This is a genomic window from Neomoorella carbonis (genome assembly GCF_045278715.1).
Taxonomy (GTDB): Bacteria; Bacillota; DSM-521; order Neomoorellales; family Neomoorellaceae; genus Neomoorella; species Neomoorella carbonis.
In genome coordinates this window covers 2213804-2235368 of record NZ_CP136420.1, presented here as the reverse complement: position 1 = coordinate 2235368, position 21565 = coordinate 2213804, and the positions used below count along the sequence as shown (strand labels likewise).

General features: G+C 59.7%; 19 protein-coding genes and 1 riboswitch. Of the genes, 18 read left to right on the top strand and 1 reads right to left on the bottom strand.

Translation table 11 applies throughout. The features are described 5' to 3' along the window. The first annotated feature begins 182 nt into the window (after positions 1–182). The 12 genes from MCACP_RS11420 to purD all read left to right on the top strand — a co-directional run bounded on the left by MCACP_RS11420 (position 183) and on the right by purD (position 14660). Positions 183–2141 carry a stalk domain-containing protein gene (locus MCACP_RS11420; RefSeq protein WP_406676870.1) on the top strand — a complete coding sequence of 653 codons (1959 nt, stop codon included), beginning with the start codon at positions 183–185 and terminating at the stop codon, positions 2139–2141. Between the two features lie 100 nt (positions 2142–2241). After that, positions 2242–2344: riboswitch (purine riboswitch) on the top strand. 339 nt (positions 2345–2683) lie between these two features. Next, entirely contained in the window at positions 2684–3208 is a 525-nt protein-coding gene (gene purE / locus MCACP_RS11415; protein WP_406676869.1) for a 5-(carboxyamino)imidazole ribonucleotide mutase, read from the top strand. Further along, positions 3205–4500, top strand: coding sequence for an adenylosuccinate lyase (purB, locus tag MCACP_RS11410; RefSeq protein WP_406676868.1), 1296 nt, complete (start codon positions 3205–3207; stop codon positions 4498–4500). The genes purE and purB overlap by 4 nt, the downstream gene beginning before the upstream one ends. A gap of 49 nt (positions 4501–4549) precedes the next feature. Beyond that, entirely contained in the window at positions 4550–5266 is a 717-nt protein-coding gene (purC, locus tag MCACP_RS11405) for a phosphoribosylaminoimidazolesuccinocarboxamide synthase (RefSeq protein ID WP_406676867.1), read from the top strand. 18 nt (positions 5267–5284) lie between these two features. Next, positions 5285–5590: a phosphoribosylformylglycinamidine synthase subunit PurS gene (purS, locus tag MCACP_RS11400; protein ID WP_406676866.1), complete on the top strand. Its 306-nt coding sequence runs from the start codon at positions 5285–5287 to the stop codon at positions 5588–5590. A gap of 100 nt (positions 5591–5690) precedes the next feature. Continuing rightward, positions 5691–6401 (top strand): phosphoribosylformylglycinamidine synthase subunit PurQ, encoded by a 711-nt coding sequence (purQ, locus tag MCACP_RS11395; RefSeq protein ID WP_406676865.1) that lies wholly within the window; start codon positions 5691–5693, stop codon positions 6399–6401. Then, positions 6391–8592, top strand: coding sequence for a phosphoribosylformylglycinamidine synthase subunit PurL (gene purL / locus MCACP_RS11390; protein ID WP_406676864.1), 2202 nt, complete (start codon positions 6391–6393; stop codon positions 8590–8592). The genes purQ and purL overlap by 11 nt, the downstream gene beginning before the upstream one ends. Beyond that, entirely contained in the window at positions 8556–10019 is a 1464-nt protein-coding gene (gene purF, locus MCACP_RS11385; protein ID WP_406676863.1) for an amidophosphoribosyltransferase, read from the top strand. The genes purL and purF overlap by 37 nt, the downstream gene beginning before the upstream one ends. Then, positions 10019–11071, top strand: coding sequence for a phosphoribosylformylglycinamidine cyclo-ligase (purM, locus tag MCACP_RS11380; protein WP_406678747.1), 1053 nt, complete (start codon positions 10019–10021; stop codon positions 11069–11071). The genes purF and purM overlap by 1 nt, the downstream gene beginning before the upstream one ends. A gap of 100 nt (positions 11072–11171) precedes the next feature. Continuing rightward, positions 11172–11789 (top strand): phosphoribosylglycinamide formyltransferase, encoded by a 618-nt coding sequence (gene purN / locus MCACP_RS11375; protein WP_406676862.1) that lies wholly within the window; start codon positions 11172–11174, stop codon positions 11787–11789. A 55-nt stretch (positions 11790–11844) separates the two neighbouring features. Continuing rightward, a complete protein-coding gene (gene purH, locus MCACP_RS11370) occupies positions 11845–13386 on the top strand; it encodes a bifunctional phosphoribosylaminoimidazolecarboxamide formyltransferase/IMP cyclohydrolase (protein ID WP_406676861.1) in 1542 nt (513 codons plus the stop codon). Between the two features lie 17 nt (positions 13387–13403). After that, entirely contained in the window at positions 13404–14660 is a 1257-nt protein-coding gene (gene purD / locus MCACP_RS11365) for a phosphoribosylamine--glycine ligase (protein WP_406676860.1), read from the top strand. Between the two features lie 97 nt (positions 14661–14757). Here the strand turns inward: purD and wrbA are convergent, their stop codons facing one another. Beyond that, positions 14758–15378: an NAD(P)H:quinone oxidoreductase gene (wrbA, locus tag MCACP_RS11360; protein ID WP_406676859.1), complete on the bottom strand. Its 621-nt coding sequence runs from the start codon at positions 15376–15378 to the stop codon at positions 14758–14760. 316 nt (positions 15379–15694) lie between these two features. On the opposite strand from wrbA, the gene MCACP_RS11355 reads away from it, so the two are divergent. The 6 genes from MCACP_RS11355 (at position 15695) to hisZ (ending at position 21565) form a co-directional block, all read left to right on the top strand. Then, complete coding sequence (locus MCACP_RS11355; RefSeq protein ID WP_406678746.1) at positions 15695–17248, top strand: spore germination protein; 1554 nt, start codon at positions 15695–15697, stop codon at positions 17246–17248. A gap of 2 nt (positions 17249–17250) precedes the next feature. Continuing rightward, complete coding sequence (locus MCACP_RS11350) at positions 17251–18348, top strand: GerAB/ArcD/ProY family transporter (RefSeq protein ID WP_406676857.1); 1098 nt, start codon at positions 17251–17253, stop codon at positions 18346–18348. After that, positions 18345–19634: a Ger(x)C family spore germination protein gene (locus tag MCACP_RS11345; RefSeq protein ID WP_406676855.1), complete on the top strand. Its 1290-nt coding sequence runs from the start codon at positions 18345–18347 to the stop codon at positions 19632–19634. The genes MCACP_RS11350 and MCACP_RS11345 overlap by 4 nt, the downstream gene beginning before the upstream one ends. 10 nt (positions 19635–19644) lie before the next feature. After that, positions 19645–19872: a hypothetical protein gene (locus MCACP_RS11340; protein ID WP_406676854.1), complete on the top strand. Its 228-nt coding sequence runs from the start codon at positions 19645–19647 to the stop codon at positions 19870–19872. Positions 19873–19952: 80 nt separating this feature from the next. Beyond that, the gene (locus MCACP_RS11335; RefSeq protein ID WP_406678745.1) at positions 19953–20249 is read left to right on the top strand and encodes a YerC/YecD family TrpR-related protein; all 297 of its coding nucleotides are present in this window, start codon (positions 19953–19955) and stop codon (positions 20247–20249) included. A gap of 149 nt (positions 20250–20398) precedes the next feature. Then, positions 20399–21565, top strand: a complete 1167-nt coding sequence (hisZ, locus tag MCACP_RS11330) for an ATP phosphoribosyltransferase regulatory subunit (protein ID WP_406676853.1) — start codon at positions 20399–20401, stop codon at positions 21563–21565.

Sequence of the window (21565 nt, the reverse complement as noted above, 5' to 3'; positions counted from 1 at the left end):
CCTTGTAACCTGTGACATCGAGGGTAAACTTCGGCTGCCATAACGCCGGCACTTCAAGTAGAAGACCTGCCACTTAATTGGTGGGACATAACCGGATCACCATAGTTACCTTTCCTGCTCCCTGCTCCTGTGTTAAAATTAGGAACGAATTACCACAAAAAAGGAGCAGATGATGGTCGGGCATGAAGGTATCGCGTATTATCGCCATCCTTTTATTCTTGTTGCTGATCCCGCCAGCAGCCGCCTGGGCCGACCCCTGGCAGGACTACCGGCGCGCCGGGGAACTGGAGGCCGGTGACCCGGCCACGGCCGAGAGCCTCTACCGCAACGCCGCCGCTGCTTTTGAGGCCGGCGGCGACCTGCTCAACGCCGGCCTGGCCTGGCAGAAGATCTTCCGCCTCTGCGACCGCCAGGGGAAACTGGGCGAGGCCGGGGCAGCCTACGTGAAGGAGGTCGCCCTCTTCCAGCAGGCGGGGAAACCTGACTGGGCCTGGGAGGATACGGCCCGGGGTGAGAGCCTGAAATCCATGCTGCGCCTCTTTATCCCGGTGCCGGACCCTGGGCGGATAACCCTGGCTAAATTTGAGCCGGCTGCCGGTGTCTACCTGGGCCTTTACGAAGAGCGGGGGCCTGCCGGGAACGACTACAACCGGGTCAAAGACCTTTACGGTCGCCAGCACGCCCTCTATTTAGGCTACGGCCACATCTACGGGCCGGGTAACTTTGTTTTACCCCGGGATACGATGGAGAAAGCCCGGCAGGTGCCCGGCGCGGGCCTGGTCCTGGCCCTGGAGCCCAACGGCGGTCTGGGGGGCCTGCGGGAGGAGGACCTGACAGCCATCGCCCGGGAGCTCGCCGCCGTTAAAATCCCGGTTTTTCTCCGTTTCGCCTCGGAAATGAACATGGAGGGCACCAACGCCTGGCATGGCGACCCCGCTGCCTACGTCTCCTGGTTTCGCCGGGCGGCTACCATAATGCGCCGGGAAGCCCCCAACGTGGCCATGGTCTGGAACCCCTTTGATATCGTCCAGCCGGAGGGGGTTAAAGCCGCGGCTTTGCAGTATTACCCAGGCGATGACTATGTCGACTGGGTGGGCGTCAACTTCTATAGCGACTACTACCTGAGCGGCCGCGCCGACCAGCCGGGAGCGGGACTTGATCCCCTGCAGCGCCTGGACTACTGGTACCGCATTTTCGCCGGCAGCAAGCCCCTGATGGTGGGCGAGTTCGGCATTGCCCACACGGTGTTGAGCCCCGGCCGGGCCGATGTCAGTCGCTGGGCCGCCTTCAACATTCGTAAATTCTACCGCACCCTGCCCCTCCTCTACCCGCGGGTCAAGGCTGTGGTCTACTTTGATCTCAACGAAAGCGACCCCCTCTACACCCAGGCGAAGGTGAGCGATTATCGCCTGGATGACAACCCGGAAGTTTTGACCGCCTACCGGGAGGCCATCGCTGGCCCCCACTACCTGGAACAGGTCGGCCAGGAGGCACCCGGAACCTACCGGGAACTCGAGGACCACATGACCATCCGGGGGGCAGTCACCCTGGGGGCCGCCGTCAAGCTTTACGACCCTTTCATCAGCAGGGTGGAATATTACTTAAATGGCGAGCTTCTGGGTAGCCCTACCAGCCCGCCCTACCAGTTGACCATTGACTTCAATCGCCTGCCCGGTGAAGGCAGCCTGGTGGTAAAGGCCTATGACAGCCAGGGCCGGGAAGCAGTGAGTCGCGCCTTTACTATTTATGGAAGCGCCGTGCCGGTGGCCATCTTTACCCTGGGGCAAAAAAGTTACAGCAGCAACGGCCAGGTGCAAGAGATGGATGTCGCACCTCTGCTGGAAAACGGCCGTACCTACGTTCCCCTGCGCTACCTGGCCCTGGCCCTGGGTGTTCCCGAGGCGGGGATTGGCTGGGACCCCGCCAGCCAAACGGTGACTTTGAGCAGCGGCGGCCATATCCTGAAGTTTTATCCCGGCCGCGCGGAAATGGAACGCGACGGCCGCCGGGAAACCATGGATGTAGCCCCCCTGAACCGTTACGATCGGGTTTTCCTCCCGGCCCGCTATGTCGCCGAGGCCCTGGGTTACAAGGTTCACTGGTCAGAAACCAGGCAGCAGGTGCTGGTAACCAGGGAATAGACGGTGGATGCCTTCTGCCGGCGCCCTTCTAACAGAAGACGGATGGGAAAGCATGAAAGCTTATTGACAGTTGTTACCCCATTTGTTATTATGGGGGCGAAAAGTAAATATGGTAACGGACTGTATAATTGGGGGAATAGGGCTCCCAAGTTTCTACCGGGCAACCGTAAATTGCCCTGGCTACAGCCTGAAAGTGTACCTCAGGGTTCCGCGCGAAGGTTATTTCGCGGTCAGGTCCGAGTGGTACAGGCACATTTGTGCTACACCGGAGGGATAAAAACCCAGGCGGGTAGGTTTCAGTGTTGCGTGACCTACCCCGGCCTGGGTTCTTTAGTTTAGTTTAGTTTGTTTGCCGGCCGGCAAGAGGGAATTTAAATTGTGCTTTATGATCTTTATGTTCAGAAATCGGAGTGGAAGCGGAGAGAAAGCGGAGAGGAGCGGGCGGGGAGAGTTAAATTATATTTAAATACAGGCCGGTAGCAAAAAGGATAGAGGGGGCTGATAAAATAAATGCTAAAATATAAGGAAGGAGGAGAAATTTGATGAACCTGGCACATGTTGGTATTGTCATGGGCAGCGATTCCGATTTGCCGGTTATGGCCCAGGCTGCAAGCTTCTTGGAGCGCTTCCAGATTCCTTATGAAGTAAGGATCCTATCCGCGCACCGCTCGCCCGATGCTGCCCTGGAATACGCCCGCAATGCAGCCGGCCGGGGGCTCAAAGTCCTCATCGCCGGCGCCGGTGGGGCGGCCCACCTGGCCGGTGTCCTGGCCGCCGTGACCACTCTGCCGGTCATTGGCGTTCCGATCAAAACGGCGGCCCTGGGCGGGGTGGATTCCCTTTACGCCATGGTACAGATGCCGAAAGGCATCCCGGTGGCCACCGTAGCCATTGACGGGGCGGCCAATGCCGCCATCCTGGCGGCCCAGATCCTCGCCGTTCACGACCCGGACCTGCAGGCGCGCCTGGCGGCCTATAAAGATGAGCTGGCCCGGGAAGTGGCGGCCCGGGATGCTAAGCTGGCGCAGCTGGGCATCGAGGGTTATTTACGGGAGGGGAAAAAATGATTGCACGCTACACCTTGCCGGAAATGGGGAAAATTTGGGAACAAGAACACAAATTCCGCACCTGGCTGGCTATTGAGATCTATGCCTGCGAAGCCTGGGCCGACCTGGGCCAGATTCCGGCGGCCGCCCTGGAAGAGATCAAGGCCAAGGCCGATTTTGACATTGACCGGATCAATGAAATTGAAGCCACCACCCGCCATGACGTCCTGGCCTTTCTCACTGCCGTTGCGGAGAAGGTGGGTGATGCCTCCAAGTATATTCACCTGGGCATGACCTCCTCCGACGTCCTGGATACGGCCCTGGCGGTGCAGATGCGGGATGCCGCCGACCTGCTCCTGAAGCGTTTGCGGGAACTGCGGGCCGAACTGGTCAAAAAGGCCCGGGAACATAAATACACCCTCATGATCGGCCGCACCCACGGTGTCCACGCCGAGCCCACCACCTTTGGCCTGAAAATGGCCCTCTGGGTTATGGAGGTAGACCGGCATATAATCAGGCTGGAACAGGCCAAGGAAATGATCAGTGTCGGCAAAATATCCGGCGCCGTCGGCACCTTTGCCAATATCAATCCCCGGGTGGAAGAGCACGTCTGTCGTCGCCTGGGTCTTAAACCGGCCAGCGTTTCCACCCAGATCATCCAGCGCGACCGTCACGCCCAGTTCCTGGCCACCCTGGCCGTCATCGGCAGTTCCCTGGAGAAAATGGCTACAGAAATCCGCAACCTGCAGAGGACTGATATTTTAGAAGTTGAAGAGCCCTTTGCTCAAGGGCAGAAGGGTTCCTCGGCCATGCCCCACAAACGCAACCCCATCATGTGCGAGCGGGTGGCGGGCCTGGCCAGGGTGTTGCGGGGCAATGCCCTGGCGGCCATGGAAAATATCGCCCTCTGGCACGAGCGGGATCTCACCCATTCCTCCGTCGAGCGGGTGATTATTCCTGACAGCACCATTCTGTTGGACTACATGCTGGTCAAATTCACCGAAATTATAGCCGGCCTCAATGTCTACCCCGAGAATATGCGCCGGAATCTTGAAGCCACCCACGGCCTGGTCTTTTCCCAGCGGCTTCTCCTGGCCCTGGTGAACAAAGGCGTTTTGCGGGAGACAGCCTACGCCTGGGTGCAGCGCAATGCCATGCAGGCCTGGCAGACCCGCCAGCCTTTTAAAGAGCTGGTCTTAAAGGACCAGGATATTATGGCTCACCTGGACCGGAAGGAAATCGAGGCCTTATTTGATTACGACTACCACCTGCGCCACGTGGACTACATCTTCCGCCGCGCCGGGTTGGAGTAATTGCCGGCCGCCTGGTCCGTGTATTATTTTGCGTAAGGAAGGGATTAGCATGACGGTTAAGGGCGAACTATTATATGAAGGCAAAGCCAAACGGGTCTACCGGACGGGTAACCCCGATGCGTACCTGGTAGAATTCAAGGACGACGCCACGGCCTTTGACGGCCTGAAAAAAGGCACCATTGCCCGCAAGGGCGAGATCAATGCCCGGCTGTCGGCCCTGTTTTTCCAGATGCTTTCCAGCCGGGGCATCCCCACTCATTTTATTGAACAGACAGGCCCCCGGGAGCTCCTGGTGCGGGCGGTAGATATCATCCCGGTGGAAGTGGTGGCCCGGAACATTGCCGCCGGTAGCCTGGCCAAACGCCTGGGCCTGGCGGAAGGGACAACCCTCAAGCGCCCGGTGCTGGAGTTTTATTATAAATCCGACGCCCTCCATGACCCTATGATTAACAACTACCACATTGCCGCCCTGGAGCTGGCCACCGAAAGCCAGATTAAAGAAATGGAAAGCTACGCCTGGAAGGTTAATGAGCTGCTGACAGAATTCTTGCAACCGGCCGACCTGGTCCTGGTGGACTTCAAGCTGGAGTTTGGCCTTTTCCACGGCCATGTCCTCCTGGCCGATGAAATTTCCCCGGATACCTGCCGCTTCTGGGACAGCACCAGCGGGGAAAAACTGGACAAGGACCGTTTCCGCCGCGACCTGGGCGGCGTCGAAGACGCCTATGAGGAAGTGTTAAGCCGGGTGGAAAGGTTGCTGCAATAAAATGGAGGGACGATCGTTATGCTCCTGGCCAAAATTTACGTCACTTTAAAGCCCGGCGTCCTCGACCCCCAGGGTGAGGCCGTCATGGGCGGCCTCAAAGCCATGGGGTATGAGGGGGTAACTGCGGTGCGCGTCGGCAAGTACCTGGAAGTGCAGCTGGACCTGGACGACCGGCAGGAAGCCGGGCGGCAGGTGGAGGAGATGTGCCGGCGCCTCCTGGCCAACCCGGTGATTGAACAGTACCGCTATACCCTGGAAGAACCTGCCGGCCTATCCATGGAGGAGTTGCCCAGGGGGGTGCCGCCCACGCCGGGGAACGATTAAAGCCGTCGTCCTGTGGGCGCGTAACTCCTGAGCGGCGGAGGGACGTATCCCCACCAGAAGGCAGCATTTATGGTAAAATCCTATTTTCGGAGGAACGGCCATGAAGTTCGGCGTTATCGTCTTTCCCGGCTCCAACTGCGACCAGGATGTCTACCACGCCCTGGGGGCCGTCCTGGGCCAGCCGGTGGACTATCTCTGGCACGGCGATACTGATGTTACCGGTTACGACTGCCTGGTGCTGCCCGGCGGTTTTTCCTACGGCGACTACCTCCGGGCCGGGGCCATCGCCCGCTTTGCCCCCATTATGCCGGCCGTCATTGACTTTGCCCGGTCCGGCGGCCTGGTCTTAGGGATTTGCAACGGCTTCCAGATCCTGCTGGAGGCCGGCCTCCTGCCGGGGGCGATGCGGCGCAATGACTGCCTCCAGTTCCGCTGCCAGTGGACCTGTTTAAGGGTGGAAAACAACGCCACCCCCTTTACCAACCGCTTCCGGGAGGGCCAGGTCATCCGCATCCCCATTGCCCACGGTGAAGGCAACTATTATGCCGACGCTGACACCCTGGCTGAACTTGAGGCCAACCGGCAGATTATTTTCCGCTACTGCACTCAGGACGGTGAAGTAACGCCGGCAGCCAATCCCAACGGTTCGGTGGGCAACATCGCCGGCATTATTAACCGGGAGGGCAATATCCTGGGCCTGATGCCCCACCCGGAACGCTGTGTCGAGAGCCTTCTTGGCGGTACCGACGGCCGGGAGCTTTTAGCCTCTATAGTTGACTGGTGGCAGAGGGGGGAGCGCCTTGGAGCCTGAAGTTTACCGGCAGATGGGCCTCACGGACGAGGAATTTGAACGGATAAAAGGAATCCTGGGCCGGGAACCCAATTATGTGGAAGTGGGCATGTTTGCCGTTATGTGGTCGGAGCACTGCGGCTACAAACACTCCCGGCCGGTATTAAAGCTGTTTCCGACCAAGGCCCCCTGGGTCCTCCAGGGGCCGGGGGAAAATGCCGGCATCATCGACATCGGCGACGGCCAGGCGGTAGTGTTTAAAATCGAAAGCCACAACCATCCCTCGGCCATTGAGCCTTTCCAGGGAGCGGCTACCGGCGTGGGAGGTATCGTCCGCGATATCTTTGCCATGGGGGCCCGGCCCATTGCCGTCCTTGATTCTTTACGCTTTGGCCCCCTGGATGACCCGCGTACCCGTTACCTCATGGGCGGCGTGGTAGCCGGCATAGCTTTTTACGGCAACTGCCTGGGCCTGCCCACGGTGGCCGGGGAAGTCTACTTCGATCCTTCTTATACCGGCAACCCCCTGGTCAACGCCATGGCCGTGGGCCTTATCGAGCAAAAAGACATCCGCCGCGGCCGGGCCGCCGGGGTGGGCAATGCCGTCATGCTGGTGGGTGCCCGCACCGGCCGCGACGGTATCCACGGCGCTACCTTTGCCTCTGAGGAACTGAGCCAGGCTTCCGAGGAACGGCGGCCCTCCGTCCAGGTGGGGGACCCATTCCGGGAGAAACTCCTCATCGAAGCCTGCCTGGAGATTATTAAAGAAGATTTAATCATCGGCATGCAGGATATGGGCGCGGCGGGGATCACCAGCTCTTCCTGTGAAATGGCGGCCCGGGCCGGTACGGGTATGGAAATCGACGTCGCCCTGGTGCCGCGGCGGGAAGAGGGCATGACGCCCTATGAGGTCATGCTTTCGGAGTCCCAGGAACGCATGCTCCTGGTGCCCAAAAAAGGAGCGGAAAAAAGGGTCCAGGCTATCTGCCGGCGCTGGGGCCTGGAGGCGGTGGTTATCGGCCGCGTGACGAATGACGGCATGATGCGCATTAAAGAGGGTAACCGGGTGGTGGCGGAAGTGCCGGCCCGGGCCTTAACGGACCAGTGCCCGGTCTACGAGGTGGAACGGCGCCGGCCGGCTTATCTGGATAAACTGCAAAATATGGATCTCGGCCACCTGCCGGAGCCGGGGGATTACGGGGAAGCGCTCTTGCAACTCCTGGCGGCGCCCAATATAGCCAGCAAAGAATGGGTTTACCGCCAGTACGACTACATGGTGCGCACGGACACGGTGGCCGGCCCCGGCGGCGATGCCGCTGTTTTAAGGATTAAGGGAACCGGCAAGGGCCTGGCCCTGACGGTGGACGGCAACGGCCGCTACTGCTACCTGGACCCGGAAACGGGCGGGGCCATTGCCGTGGCAGAGGCGGCGCGGAACCTCTCCTGCGTAGGTGCCCGTCCCCTGGGCCTTACCGATTGCCTGAACTTCGGCAATCCCGAAAAGCCGGAGGTCGCCTGGCAGTTTTACCAGGCCGTAACCGGTATGAGCCGGGCCTGCCAGGTTTTGCAGACCCCGGTAACGGGAGGCAACGTCAGTTTTTACAACGAGACCGAGGGTGAGGCCATCTATCCTACGCCGGTGGTGGGTATGGTAGGCCTCATCGCAGATATTGAAAAACGCTGCGCTTTGGCCTGGCTCCGGGAGGATGATGTCCTGATTCTCCTGGGTGAAACCTGCCCGGAGATAGGCGGCAGCGAATACCTGGCCGTTATCCACGGCCTGGTGGCCGGGCGGCCGCCGGGCCTCAACCTGGAGCGGGAAGCCGCCGTCCAGGAAGTGGTGCGGGAGATCATTGCCGCCGGGCTGGCGACGGCAGCCCATGATTGCGCCGAAGGGGGCCTGGCCGTGGCCCTGGCTGAAAGTGCCCTGGCCGGCGGGGTGGGGGCCGTGGTGGAACTGGCCAGCAGTCTCCGGCCGGACTACCTCCTTTTCAGCGAAAGCCAGTCGCGGGTGCTCCTGGCGGTCCCGCCGGCGGCCCGGGACAGGGTGCTGGCCACGGCGCGGGAGAAAGGCGTCCCGGCAGCAGTCATCGGCCGTACTGCCGGCCGGACCCTGAAGGTAAGGGTAAACGGCAGGACGCTGTTTAATCTCTGCCTGGAGGAGATGGAGCAGCAATGGCGGGGGAGTATACCTGCTTTGATGTCCCGGTGAAGGAAAGGGGTCTATCCCGGCAGCGGTCGCCCTGGCGTGAAGAGTGCGGCATCTTTGGCATCTATGCCCCGGGCAAGGATGTAGCCCGGCTGGCTTATTACGGCCTCTTTGCCCTGCAGCACCGGGGCCAGGAAAGCGCCGGGATTGCCGTGGCCGACGGCCGCCATATTGCCGTCCACAAAGGCATGGGTCTGGTGGCGGAGGTTTTTAACCGGGACAACCTCCAGGCTTTAAAGGGCGACGTAGCCATTGGCCATGTCCGTTATTCTACAACCGGAGCGAGCTCCCTGGTTAATGCCCAGCCCCTGGTTTTCCGTTACCTCAGGGGGATGATGGCCATTGCCCATAACGGGAACCTGACCAATGCCAACCAGCTGAGGCGGCAGCTGGGGGCCAGGGGCTCCATTTTCCAGTCTTCCACCGACAGCGAAGTCATTGTCAACCTCATCGCCCGCTACAGCCAGGAGCCCATTGAGGCGGCCCTGCGCCGCTGCCAGGACGAGCTCGAAGGCGCCTATTCCCTGGTGGTGATGACGGAGGAAAAGCTCATTGGTGTCCGCGATCCCTTTGGCGTCCGGCCCCTGTGCCTGGGGAAAATGGGGGAGGCCTGGGTACTGGCCTCGGAATCCTGCGCCCTGGATACCGTGGGCGCCGCTTTTTGCCGCGACATTGAGCCGGGGGAAATTGTGGTCATCGACAGCCAGGGGGTGCGCTCCATCCGGGGACGCCGGGTGCCCCACAGCGCCCACTGCATTTTTGAATACGTCTACTTTGCCCGGCCCGACAGCATCCTGGACGGCGAGACCGTCAACCTGGTGCGGCGGGAGCTGGGGCGGAACCTGGCGCGGGAATACCGGGTGGCGGCCGACGTGGTGATCCCGGTGCCGGATTCCGGTATCGCTGCTGCAGCCGGTTACGCCGAGGCGGCGGGTTTACCCTTTATCGAAGGGTTGATGAAAAACCGTTATGTGGGCCGGACCTTTATCCAGCCCACCCAGGAGATGCGCGACCTGGGCGTGCGCTTGAAACTCAATCCCATCAAGTCAATTCTGAAAGATAAACGGGTTATTATCATCGATGATTCCATTGTCCGGGGGACTACCAGCCGCCGCATTGTGGCAATGGTACGCCAGGCCGGGGTGCGGGAGGTTCACCTGCTGGCGGCCTCGCCGCCGGTCTTATACCCCTGTTATTATGGCATCGATACCAGCGCCCGGGGCGAGCTCATTGCCGCCCGGTATTCCCTGGAGGACATCCGGCGCCACATTGATGCCGACAGCCTTCATTATTTGAGCCTGGAGGGGCTGTTCCGTTCCGTGAGCCGGGGAGCGGAAAATTTCTGTGCCGCCTGCTTTACCGGCCGCTATCCCATTCCCATCCCTCCCCCGGAGGAGGCTACCAAGTACAGCCTGGAAGGAGGCGCATAATAGTGGCTGGCAAAGGCCTGACCTATGCTGCCGCCGGCGTGGATATTGCCGCCGGCAACCGCGCCGTGGAGTTGATGCAGGAGCATGTCCGCCGGACCTTCCGGCCGGGGGTCCTGGGAGATCTGGGCGGTTTCGGCGGCCTCTTTGCCCTGGAACCGGGCCGTTACCGGCAGCCGGTGCTGGTGGCGGGCACGGACGGGGTGGGGACGAAGCTGAAGATAGCCTTCCTCATGGACCGTCACGATACCGTCGGCATCGACGCCGTAGCCATGTGCGTCAACGATATCCTGGTCCATGGGGCCGAGCCCCTCTTCTTCCTGGACTACCTGGCGGTAGGGAAAATGGTGCCGGAAAAAGTGGCCCGCATCGTTGCCGGGGTGGCTGAAGGCTGCCGCCAGGCCGGCTGTGCCCTGATCGGGGGCGAGACGGCTGAGATGCCCGGCTTTTACCAGGAGGACGAATACGACCTGGCCGGTTTTGCCGTCGGCGTAGTGGAGCGGGAGGAGCTTCTGGACGGCGGCCGCATCCAGCCCGGGCAGGTGGTCCTGGGCCTGGCCTCCAGCGGCCTGCACGCCAACGGCTTTTCCCTGGCCCGCCGTGTTTTGCTGGCGGAAGCCGGTTACACCCTGGACCGGCAGCTGCCGGAACTGGGCCGGACCCTGGGGGAAGAATTGCTGGCGCCGACCCGTATATATGCAGCCTCTCTTTTACCATTGTTAAAAGAAGGATTAATCAAGGGCCTGGCCCACATCACCGGCGGCGGGCTGGTAGAAAACCCGCCGCGCATCCTGCCGCAGGGTTTAAGCATGCGCCTGGACCGGCGCAGCTGGCCGGTACCGCCCGTTTTCCACCTCATCCAGGAGAACGGCAAGGTGCCGGAACCGGAGATGTACCGCACCTTCAATATGGGCCTGGGTATGCTGGCGGTGGTTGCGGCCAGTGACGCTGACAGGGTAAAAGCCCGCTTGCAGGCCGCCGGGGAAGAGGTTTTTGTGGTTGGTGAAATAATACCCGGCCAGGGAGCAGTAGAGTTCGTGCCGGAGCTAAAATAAAAAGGTAAACGGCTGGCTTTTGCTGCGCGAAAGTCTAAGGCACCCATGCCGCTGACGCGGCACCACCACCGGTGGTATATTTTTTTCGGGGGGAGAGAGAATGGCTGCAGCACCTTTACCGATAGGCATCCTGGTTTCCGGCCGGGGCAGTAACATGGAGGCCATTGCCGACGCTATAGCTGCCGGCCGCGTTCCCGCCCGCATCCAGGTGGTCATCAGCGACCGCCCGGAAGCCCGCGCCCTGGAACTGGCCCGGCAGCGGGGTCTCAAGGCCTGTTGCCTCGTACGCCGGGAATACCCATCCCGGCAGGCTTATGACCGGGCCCTGGCGGCGGCCTTGAAAAAAGAGGGGGTAAAGCTGGTAGTCCTGGCCGGCTTTATGCGGCTCCTCAGCCAGGATTTTCTCGACCAGTTTCCGGGGGCGGTAATCAACATCCACCCGGCCCTGCTGCCTGCCTTTCCCGGCCTCAACGCCCAGCGCCAGGCCTGGGAATACGGCGTCAAATTTTCCGGCTGTACCGTCCACTTTGTTGACGCCGGCACCGATACGGGCCCCATCATCGCCCAGGCGGTGGTACCGGTCCGGGACGACGACACCCCGGAAACCCTGGCGGCCCGCATCCTGGTCGAAGAACACCGCCTTTACCCCGAGGTCGTTAAATGGCTGGCCGAAGGCAGGGTTACCCTCCACGGCCGGCGGGTCTCAGTGAAAATTTGAAGGAGCCGCTCATGGCGGCAAGTCGAGTTATTTTCATAGGAGGCGAGCTATACATATGCCGAAAAGGGCACTTCTTAGTGTTTCCGACAAGACCGGCCTGGTGGATCTGGCCCGGGGGCTGGTAGAGCTGGGATGGGAGCTTATCTCTACCGGCGGTACCGCCCGCACCTTGACCGCAGCCGGTTTGCCCGTTACCGAAGTCGCAGCCGTTACCGGTTTTCCTGAGATCCTTGACGGCCGTGTCAAAACCCTCCACCCTAAAATCCATGGGGGAATCCTGGCCCGGCCGACGCCGGAACACCTGGAGCAGCTCCGGGAACAGGGCATCCAGCCCATTGACCTGGTGGTGGTCAACCTCTACCCCTTCCGGGAAACCATTGCCCGGCCCGGGGTAACGCCGGAGGAGGCTATCGAGAACATCGACATCGGCGGCCCGGCCATGGTTAGGGCGGCGGCCAAAAACCACGAGCGGGTGGCGGTGGTCGTTGACCCGGCCAGCTACAGCGAGGTGCTGGCCGAACTGCGGGAGAAGGGAAATTTAAGCCCGGCCACCCGGCGGCGTCTGGCGGCGGCGGCCTTCGCCCACACGGCTGCTTACGATGCGGCCATTGCCGCCTATTTGCAGCGCCTCATTAGGAAGGAAGAGATCTTCCCGGTTCATTTTGTCCTCAGCGGCGAGAAGGTCCAGGACCTTCGTTATGGTGAGAATCCTCACCAGCAGGCCGCTTTTTATCGTTTGCCCGCCGTACCGCCCGGCAGCCTGGCCGGGGCCCGGCAGCTGCAGGGCAAGGAACTTTCTTACAACAACCTCATGGACCTGGACGCTGCCTGGAACCTGGCCTCTGACTTTAAAGAGCCGGTGGCGGCCATCATCAAGCACACCAATCCCTGCGGCGTGGCCCGGGGGACAACTCCGGCCCAGGCCTACCACCTGGCCTATGCGGCCGATCCTGTTTCCGCCTTTGGCGGCATTGTTGCCCTGAACCGGACGGTGGATGCCGCTACAGCCAGGGAAATGACGGAGATATTCCTGGAAGCCGTCATCGCTCCGGATTTTACCCCTGAAGCCCTGGAGATTCTTAAAAGCAAACCCAACCTGCGCCTTCTGGCCGCTGGGAGTGTGGCTGCCTGCCGCGTCCAGGAATACCAGGTAAGGCCCGTCAGCGGCGGCTTCCTGGTCCAGGAGCCGGATTACCACCTCCTCGACCCTGAACACCTCAAGGTGGTAACTGCCCGTAAACCCGAAGCGGGGGAAATGGAAGATTTACTCTTTGCCTGGCAGGTAGTGAAGCACGTCAAGTCCAACGCCATTGTGGTGGTTAAGGATGGCGTTACTTTGGGTATTGGTGCCGGCCAGATGAACCGGGTCGGTGCAGCGCGCATCGCCCTGGAGCAGGCCGGGGCCCGGGCGAAAGGGGCTGTTCTCGCTTCCGATGCCTTCTTCCCCTTTGGTGATACCGTTGCCCTGGCAGCAGAGGCCGGTATTACCGCCATCATCCAGCCCGGCGGCTCCGTCCGCGACGAAGAGTCCGTTAAAGCGGCCGATGCCGCCCGTATAGCCATGGTCTTTACCGGCATACGTCATTTCCGGCATTAAAGGGAGGGCAACGCAAAATGCGTGTTCTGGTAGTTGGCGGCGGCGGGCGGGAACACGCCCTGGTGTGGAAGATTGCCCGCAGTCCCCTGGTTACGGAAATCTATTGCGCGCCGGGCAATGCCGGCATAGCCGGGTTGGCTACCTGTGTGCCCATTGCTGCCGGGGATATTGAGGGTCTCTTGGCCTTTGCCCGCCGGGCCGGTATCGATCTTACCCTCGTGGGCCCTGAAGCGCCCCTGGTAGCCGGTATTGTCGACGCCTTCCAGACCGCCGGCCTGCCCATATTTGGGCCCTCCCGGGCGGCGGCCCGGCTGGAGGGGAGCAAGATTTTTGCCAAGGAGTTAATGCAGGCGGCAGGCATCCCCACGGCTCGTCATGCCGCCTTTACGGAGGCCGGGGCGGCCCTGGCCTACCTGGAGGAACATCCCGGCCCGGTGGTCGTCAAAGCCGACGGCCTGGCCGCCGGCAAGGGGGTAGTGGTGGCCCCCGACACGGCCACGGCCAGGGAAGCCGTAACGGCCATGTTCGGCGGCCGGTTTGGCCCTGCCGGGCAGCGGGTAATTATTGAAGAGCGCCTGGAAGGCGAAGAGGTCAGCATCCTGGCCATTTGCGACGGGGAAACGGTGGTGCCTCTATTGCCTGCCCAGGACCACAAGCGGGTGGGGGAAGGAGATACCGGACCCAATACCGGCGGCATGGGCGCTTATGCTCCCGTACCCTTTTACACCCCGGCAACAGCCAGGGAAGTAGAAGAAAAGATACTCCGGCCAACGGTCCGGGCTATGGCCGCAGCCGGCTGCCCCTACCGCGGTGTCCTCTACGCCGGGCTGATGCTCACCCGCGAGGGGCCCAAAGTCCTGGAATTTAATTGTCGTTTTGGCGATCCGGAAACCCAGCCCCTTATGCTCCTTTTACAAAGCGACCTGGTGGAACTAATGCTGGCTACCATAAATGGTGAACTGGCCGGAACAAAGATTGACTGGTATCCAGGGGCGGCAGCCGGAGTAGTCCTGGCGGCAGGCGGTTATCCCGGACCTTACGCCCGGGGTGACGCCATTACGGGGCTGGAGGCAGTGCCGCCAGGAGTGGAGGTTTTCCACGCCGGTACGGCTCTGGTGGACGGGCAGGTAGTGACATCCGGGGGCCGGGTATTATGTGTTACGGCTCGAGGTGAAAATTTACAGGCGGCCCTGGACCGCGTTTATGCCGGTATAAAGGCAATTAATTTTGCGGGCATGCACTACCGCCGCGATATTGGTTACCGGGCCCTGTAAATCGGCTAAAAAAGTAAGAGCCCGGCAATTTACTTGCCGGGCTACTGCCTTTTATCCAGATATTTGCCTGTACCATTTTCCATGGTGTGAAGAACGATTACTCCTTTAGCTTCTTAGCCACCATGGCAATGCGTTTACCCAGGGAACGGGCGATGACCAGGTCTTGGTCCGTGGGCGGCTGGTCATGGTTGGGACCCGAGGTGGCGGAAGCCCCGTAGGGAGTTCCGGCGTTGGCCAGGCTAAAATCTTCATAGGTCCGGCCGACGATAATCATACCGTGGTGGAGCAGGGGCAGGAGCATGGAAATAAGAGTGCCCTCGTTACCCCCGTGAAGGCTACCCGAGGTACAGAAGACACCCCCGACTTTACCGACCAGTTGACCTTTAACCCATAAAGGAACAGTGGCATCGATAAATTGTTTTATCTGGGCCGCGGCATTACCAAAGTGGCTGGGACTGCCGAAGATTACCCCATCGACATCCTGGAGGTCTTCCAAGGTGGCTATGGGAATGTCCTTCATTTCCTCCTGGGCCTTTTGATAAGCCGCCGATTGCTCAAGATGCTGTATAGTTTCCCGCGGCATAGTTTCCGGGACCCGCTTTAAGGTGGCGGTGCAGCCGGGTACTTCTGTAACCCCGGCCCCTACTGCCCGGGCAAGTTTAGCCGTATTACCGTAGAGGCTGTAGAAAACCACCAAAATCTTTGTCTCACCGGCCAAAAAAATCAGCTCCCCATCAACACATTGTCCTTGCGATTAGTGTGAGCCAAAACTGGCGCTTTTAGTCATTTTTAAACAGGCAGATTTCAAACCGCATATCTCTAGCAGCCCAATCGAGATGTGGTGACTTACGCATAATGTTTCCTCCCCCGGTGAAAGCTAACCAGTGCTGGTATTAACCGGCTTCCAATCAAAGGAGGGAGGAACTTTGCCTGGTCCTTACCGCAAGCCCTTAAGGGCGGCTCTTTTCCGCCGCCGGCAGCCTTCGGGACAGCAGGATAATAAGGGTCAGTCCAAGGGGAGTAAAGAACAAAAGGTGCTTTACCCACCCCTGGAAGAATACCAGCTCACAGCTGAACTCAAACTCAACCTGGAGCAACTGCAAGCAATTTTTGCTAAATGCAGCGACGTCGTCCACCGCGATTTTTATCTCGGCCAGGTGCTAAAAGTAGCCCTTATTTATATCGACGGCCTGGCTGACAAAAAGCTCATTGAAGATACCCTGGTAAGGACCCTGCAACAGGCATCCCCACAATTGGCCCGGGAACTGGCGGGCAAGAGCCGCGACCTGGCCACGGTCATGGAAAAGATCATGCCCATGACGGATGTAGCTGTGGTTGACAACATGGCTGCCCTGGTTAAACATGTCCTGGAGGGGGATACGGTCCTGCTCCTGGATGGGTATAATAAAGTCCTGGCCTTAAGCACCCGATCCTGGGAACACCGCGCTATTGAAGAACCTATTGCCGAGAGCGTGGTCCGGGGCCCGCGGGAAAGCTTTATTGAGAGCTTGCGTGCCAATACAGCCCTTATCCGCCGGCGTTTAAAGACTCCTTCCCTTAAAATGGAAACTATTTGTTTGGGCCGTTACACCATGACCAATGTAGTCATTACTTACCTTGAAGACCTGGTTGACCCCATGGTACTGTGTGAGGTACGCCAGCGGCTGGAGCGGATTCAAATTGATGGTATCCTGGAAAGCGCCTACATTGAAGAACTTATCGAAGATAACCCAACTTCCCCCTTTCCCCAGATCGACCATACTGAACGACCGGACAAGGTGGTGGCCGCCCTGCTGGAAGGCCGGGTGGGCATCCTGGTGGATAATACTCCCTTTGCCCTCATCGTGCCGACCCTTTTTATCCAGTTTATCCAGTCCAGTGAAGACTACTATGAACGCTATTACCTTTCTAGTTTCCTGCGGCTGGGTCGTTTTATCGCCCTCAATATAGCCCTGCTCCTGCCGGCTTTCTATGTAGCTGCCAGCACTTTTCATCAGGAAATGTTACCTACCAACCTCCTGATAAGGCTGGCCTCACAGCGGGAAGGCATACCTTTCCCGGCTGTAGTAGAAGCGTTGATCATGGAACTTAGTTTTGAACTCCTGCGGGAAGCCGGGGTGCGCCTGCCAAGGCAAGTTGGCCAGGCGGTGAGTATTGTCGGGGCCCTGGTGATCGGGGAAGCGGCCGTGAGCGCCGGCCTGGTTTCCCCGGCCATGGTAATTGTCGTAGCCCTGACGGGGATCAGCTCTTTTGCCCTCCCGTCCTTCGCCATGGCCATCACCCTACGCCTTCTTCGTTTTATCATGCTCATTCTGGCCGGCACCATGGGATTTTACGGCATTATGCTGGGGCTGCTGGCCATCCTGGTGCACCTGAATACCCTGCGCTCCTTCGGGGTGCCTTACCTGGCTCCTGTCACTCCCTGGAATTTCAGCGACTTTAAAGACGTCCTCATCCGGGTACCACGCTGGGCCATGAACTCCCGCCCCAGCCAGATCGGCTACCGTGACCCGGTGCGCCAGGGAGCCGGATTAAAGCCAACACCGCCAGCCAGTTCCAACCCTAGGCCGGGGGAGGGCGACTCTTAAAGATGCGGGAAGAAGGATATATCAGTCCTCGCCAGGCGGCGGTCCTGCTCTGGTTTGCCGTCCTGCCTACGGCCATACTCTTTTTACCGGCTTTGCTGGCTTTGCGGTCGCGCCAGGATGCCTGGCTGGCCGTCGTTGTGGCCTCCGTAGCAGCCAGCGTTGTGGCGCTGGTTGTCTACCTGCTGGCCCAGCGCTTCCCCCACTATACCCTTTTCCAGTATTGCGAATTGATTTTAGGCCCTGTTATAGGTAAAATGATGGCTTTTATTTTTGTTCTTGCTTTTTTCCTGCTGGATGCAGTGGTCATCCGGGAGTTCAGCGAGTTCCTGGTCACAGCGGTAATGCCGGAGACGCCGGCTTTATTTTTCAGCCTCAGTATCGTAGCCGTGGCCGTCTATGCCGCCCGTAACGGGCTGGAAGTCATTGCCCGGTGCACGGAATTTATCCTGCCTCTCATGGTGACTTTCGTTGCCATCGTCATCCTCTTTGCCACGCCGGAAATGATGCCCCGAAATATCCTTCCCATCATGGAAAATGGCCTCCGGCCGGTCCTGGGGGGAGCACTGGTGGCCTGGAGCTTTCTGGGTCAGATATTTATCCTGGCTACCTACGGTGCCTTCGTTAACCCCCCCCGGGCCCTGGGAACCAGCCTTTTCAGCGGCCTCCTGGGGATTGCCTTTTTCCTGAGCCTGGCTACCATGGGAACAATTTTAGTATTCGGAAGTTCCCAAGCTGCCCGCCTGACCTTTGCCGCTTACAACCTGGCGCGGGTGGTCGCCCTGGGGCAATTTTTAGAACGCATTGAGGTCCTGTTTCTGGCCATCTGGGTAGGAGGAGTATTTATCAAAATAACCCTTAACCTTTATGTAGTGGCCCTGGGCCTCGCTACCGTCACCGGGCTCAAAGAGTACCGGTCCCTGGTGGCCTCCCTGGGGGCATTAAATGTTGCCGTCTCTAATCTTCTTTACCGGAATATTACCGAGATCCGCCAAGACCTGCTGCTGTTAGAACCGGGGTGGACCCTGACCTGGCAGCTTATTTTACCGTTATTTTTGCTTATAATGGCCTGGCTGCGGGGTAAAAGGAGGACCGGAGCATGAAGGCCTGGCAGCGCCGGATTCGGGCCTTACTTTTCCTTGCCCTTATGTTATCCTTCCTGCCTGGTTGCTGGAGCCGCCATGAGATTGAAGAGCTGGCCATTGTCACGGCTATAGCCCTGGATGCGGCTCCCGGAGATCAGGTACGCCTGAGCGTTTATATCGTTATTCCCCGGACCGTAGCTGGAGGACCGTCCATGGGTGGAGGCGGCGTAGGCGAGCCGCCCAAAACCGGGGAGGTTGTCACCGCTGTGGGTAGTGATTTTACCCAGGCGACCCGGCGGCTGGAGGAAATGGTACCGCGGCGCTTACTCTGGGCTCAGAACCGGGTGCTGATCCTTGGGGAAGAGCTTGCCCGGCAGGGGTTCCATTACCTTGACCATTTTACCCGCGAGCGCCAGATGCGCCTGACGACACCGGTATTAATTACCATGGGTGAAGCGCGCAAGGTGCTGGAACTGCCACCGGGTATTGAATTAATGCCCGGGACGATTTTAAGCGGTATCTTGCGCAACCGGACCACCTTTAAGGTAGAATTAAAAGACCTCCTGGCCGTGTGGGAAGCGCCGGGAGACAACCCTGTCCTGCCCCAGGTGGTCATGACGCCGACACCGGAGCTGGAAAGCCAGGAAGTGAAAAGCGGTGGTGATGCCGCTGGTAAGGATAGCGCTCAGAAGGGAGAGGGGGAAAAGAAACCCCCCGAGGCTGTAGCCATTAAAGGTGCCGGGGCTTTCCGCGACGATCGTTTGATTGGCTGGCTTGATGAAAAGGAGACCAACGGCCTTATGTGGCTGCGGGGGGAAGTAAGGGAAGGGGTTATCACCGTAGCGGTGCCAGCACAGAGCGGGGGTAGGGCCTCGGTGATTTTTCACCGCGCCTCTACGAAGGTTAAACCCAGGGTTGAAGGCGGCCAGGTAACTTTTAACGTTGAAATTCGGGGCGACTGTGACTTATCGGAAGTTACAGCTAACCTGGACCCCGACCGGATGGAACATTTACTGGCCATCCAGGAGGCTGTCAACAGGGCCGTGGAGGAGCGGATCCTGGTTGCTGTACGCAAGGCCCAGCAGGAACTCCGGTCGGACATTTTTGGCTTTGGCGAGGTCTTGCATCGGAGCAACGCCCGCTACTGGCGTCAGGTCCAGGACCGCTGGAATGAAGAGTTCAGCCGGGTACAAATACAGGTAAAGGTCAACCTCCATCTGAACCGGCTGGGAATGACCAACAGGACACCAGACAAAACCCGGGGTGCTGGCGGCAAGGGCGCCACCCAGGGGAGTACCAGGTAGGGGTGATGGAATGCTCGTTTTAATTATCCTGGCTTTCCTGGTCATCGCTTACTTGGATGCCCCGGAAATCTGGCAGAAAAAGTACTGGCGGGAACTGGCCGTTATGGGTATCGTCTGGTCCATGGGCCTGGCCTTAAGCCTGGCCCTGGCTTTAAAATTACCCATCCCCAGCCCGGCAAAACTTTTAGCCCGGGTCTTCGGGCCGGTGACAGAATGGCTGACCAGGCTGATTGGCTGAAAGGGCGGGTTTACTGTGGAGGAAAAAGCAGCCTGGTGGCGAAAAGTGTTTTTAAGTTATTTTTGGGGGAGGGTACGGGATTGAGCCGGGATAAGTTGCAGGACCCCCTGGTTGATGAACTCTTCCGCGCTATTTTAGCCCTTGAGAACATCGATGAATGCTACCGCTTCTTTGAAGACCTCTGTACTACCGCTGAAATCAAGGCTATGGCCCAGCGACTGGCGGTAGCCCGCTACTTACGCCAGGGGGTTACCTATTCGGCCATTGCCGCCGCCACCGGGGCCAGCACGGCCACCATCAGCCGGGTTAAGCGTTTTTTAAACTATGGGGCCGACGGGTACAACCTCATCCTGGATCGCCTGGATAAAAAGGAGTAATTTGACGCCCGGGATAACCGGGCGGTGATAAACTTGATTAATCAAATTTAATGGCCCCTGGAGGTGGCCGGCGGCCTTTGTCAGGGGGTTATTCCCGTGTTATTATTACGTTAATACGTTAACATGATAAAGCACTGGAGTGAAGGGTAGTGGCCGGCAACTGGAATCTCCAGGTGCCTGCGGGGGTGCGGGATCTGCTGCCGGCAGAGGCGGCTGCCCTCAGGGAACTGGAGCAGGAACTGGTGACTTTTTTTCAAAGTTGGGGTTACCGGGAAGTGCTGACCCCGACTTTTGAATTTGTGGAAACTTTTCAGGCCGGCTCTCCCGCTGGGGATGAAGGGAGCCTCTACAAATTTATCGACCGCGAGGGACGGGTTCTCGCTTTACGGCCGGAGATGACGGCCCCTATTGCCCGCCTGGTGGCAACCTCTTTAAGGCGTGAGGCCGTCCCCATCCGCCTGTGTTACCGCGCCGGGGTTTTTCGTTATGAGGAACCCCGGGCCGGGCGCATGCGGGAATTTCACCAGGCCGGGGTGGAACTCATCGGTGCCGGGGGTGTAGCGGCCGATGCCGAGATTATTGCCCTGGCGGTAGAAACCTTGTTAAAGGCCGGCTTGAAGGACTTTCGTGTAGGTATTGGCCAGGTGGCCGTCACCAAGGGCGTACTCCAGGACCTGGACCTGCCCCGGGAGGCGGTGGCGAGAATTAAAGTAGCCCTGGCCGGCAAGGACCTGGTTGGGCTGGAGCGGCTTGTCGACGAGTATAACCTGACGGGGTTGAAGAGGCGGCAGCTGGAACTTCTTGCCACTTTACATGGTGGTAAAGAAGCCCTGGAGGAAGCCCGGGCCAATTTTATCCAGACCGGGGCAGCCGCTGCCCTGGCCGGCCTGGAAGAAGTATGGCAGGCGCTGGCAGCCTACGGCCTGGAAAAGTGGCTCTTCATCGACCTGGGCATATTGCGGGATTTTGATTATTACACCGGCATCGTTTTTGAAGGTTATGTACCAGGCTTGGGCGTCCCCGTCTGCGGCGGCGGGCGCTACGATGGCCTGCTGGGCCAGTTTGGTTACCCCTGCCCGGCTACCGGCTTTGCCCTGGGACTGGAGCGGGTGCTCATAGCCCGGGGCGAGGGGCAGGGAGCCGGACAGGGTGAGGGTTACCTGGTGGCGGGCCGGGACCTGGCGGCAGTTTTGCGCCGGGCGCGAGAACTGCGCCGGCCGGGGGGTACGGTGATTATAGATGGGCAGAGTCAAAACCGCCAGGAAGCAGCAGCCCGGGCCGCCGCCCGGGGGTTGACCCTGGTTTGGGTGGATTAG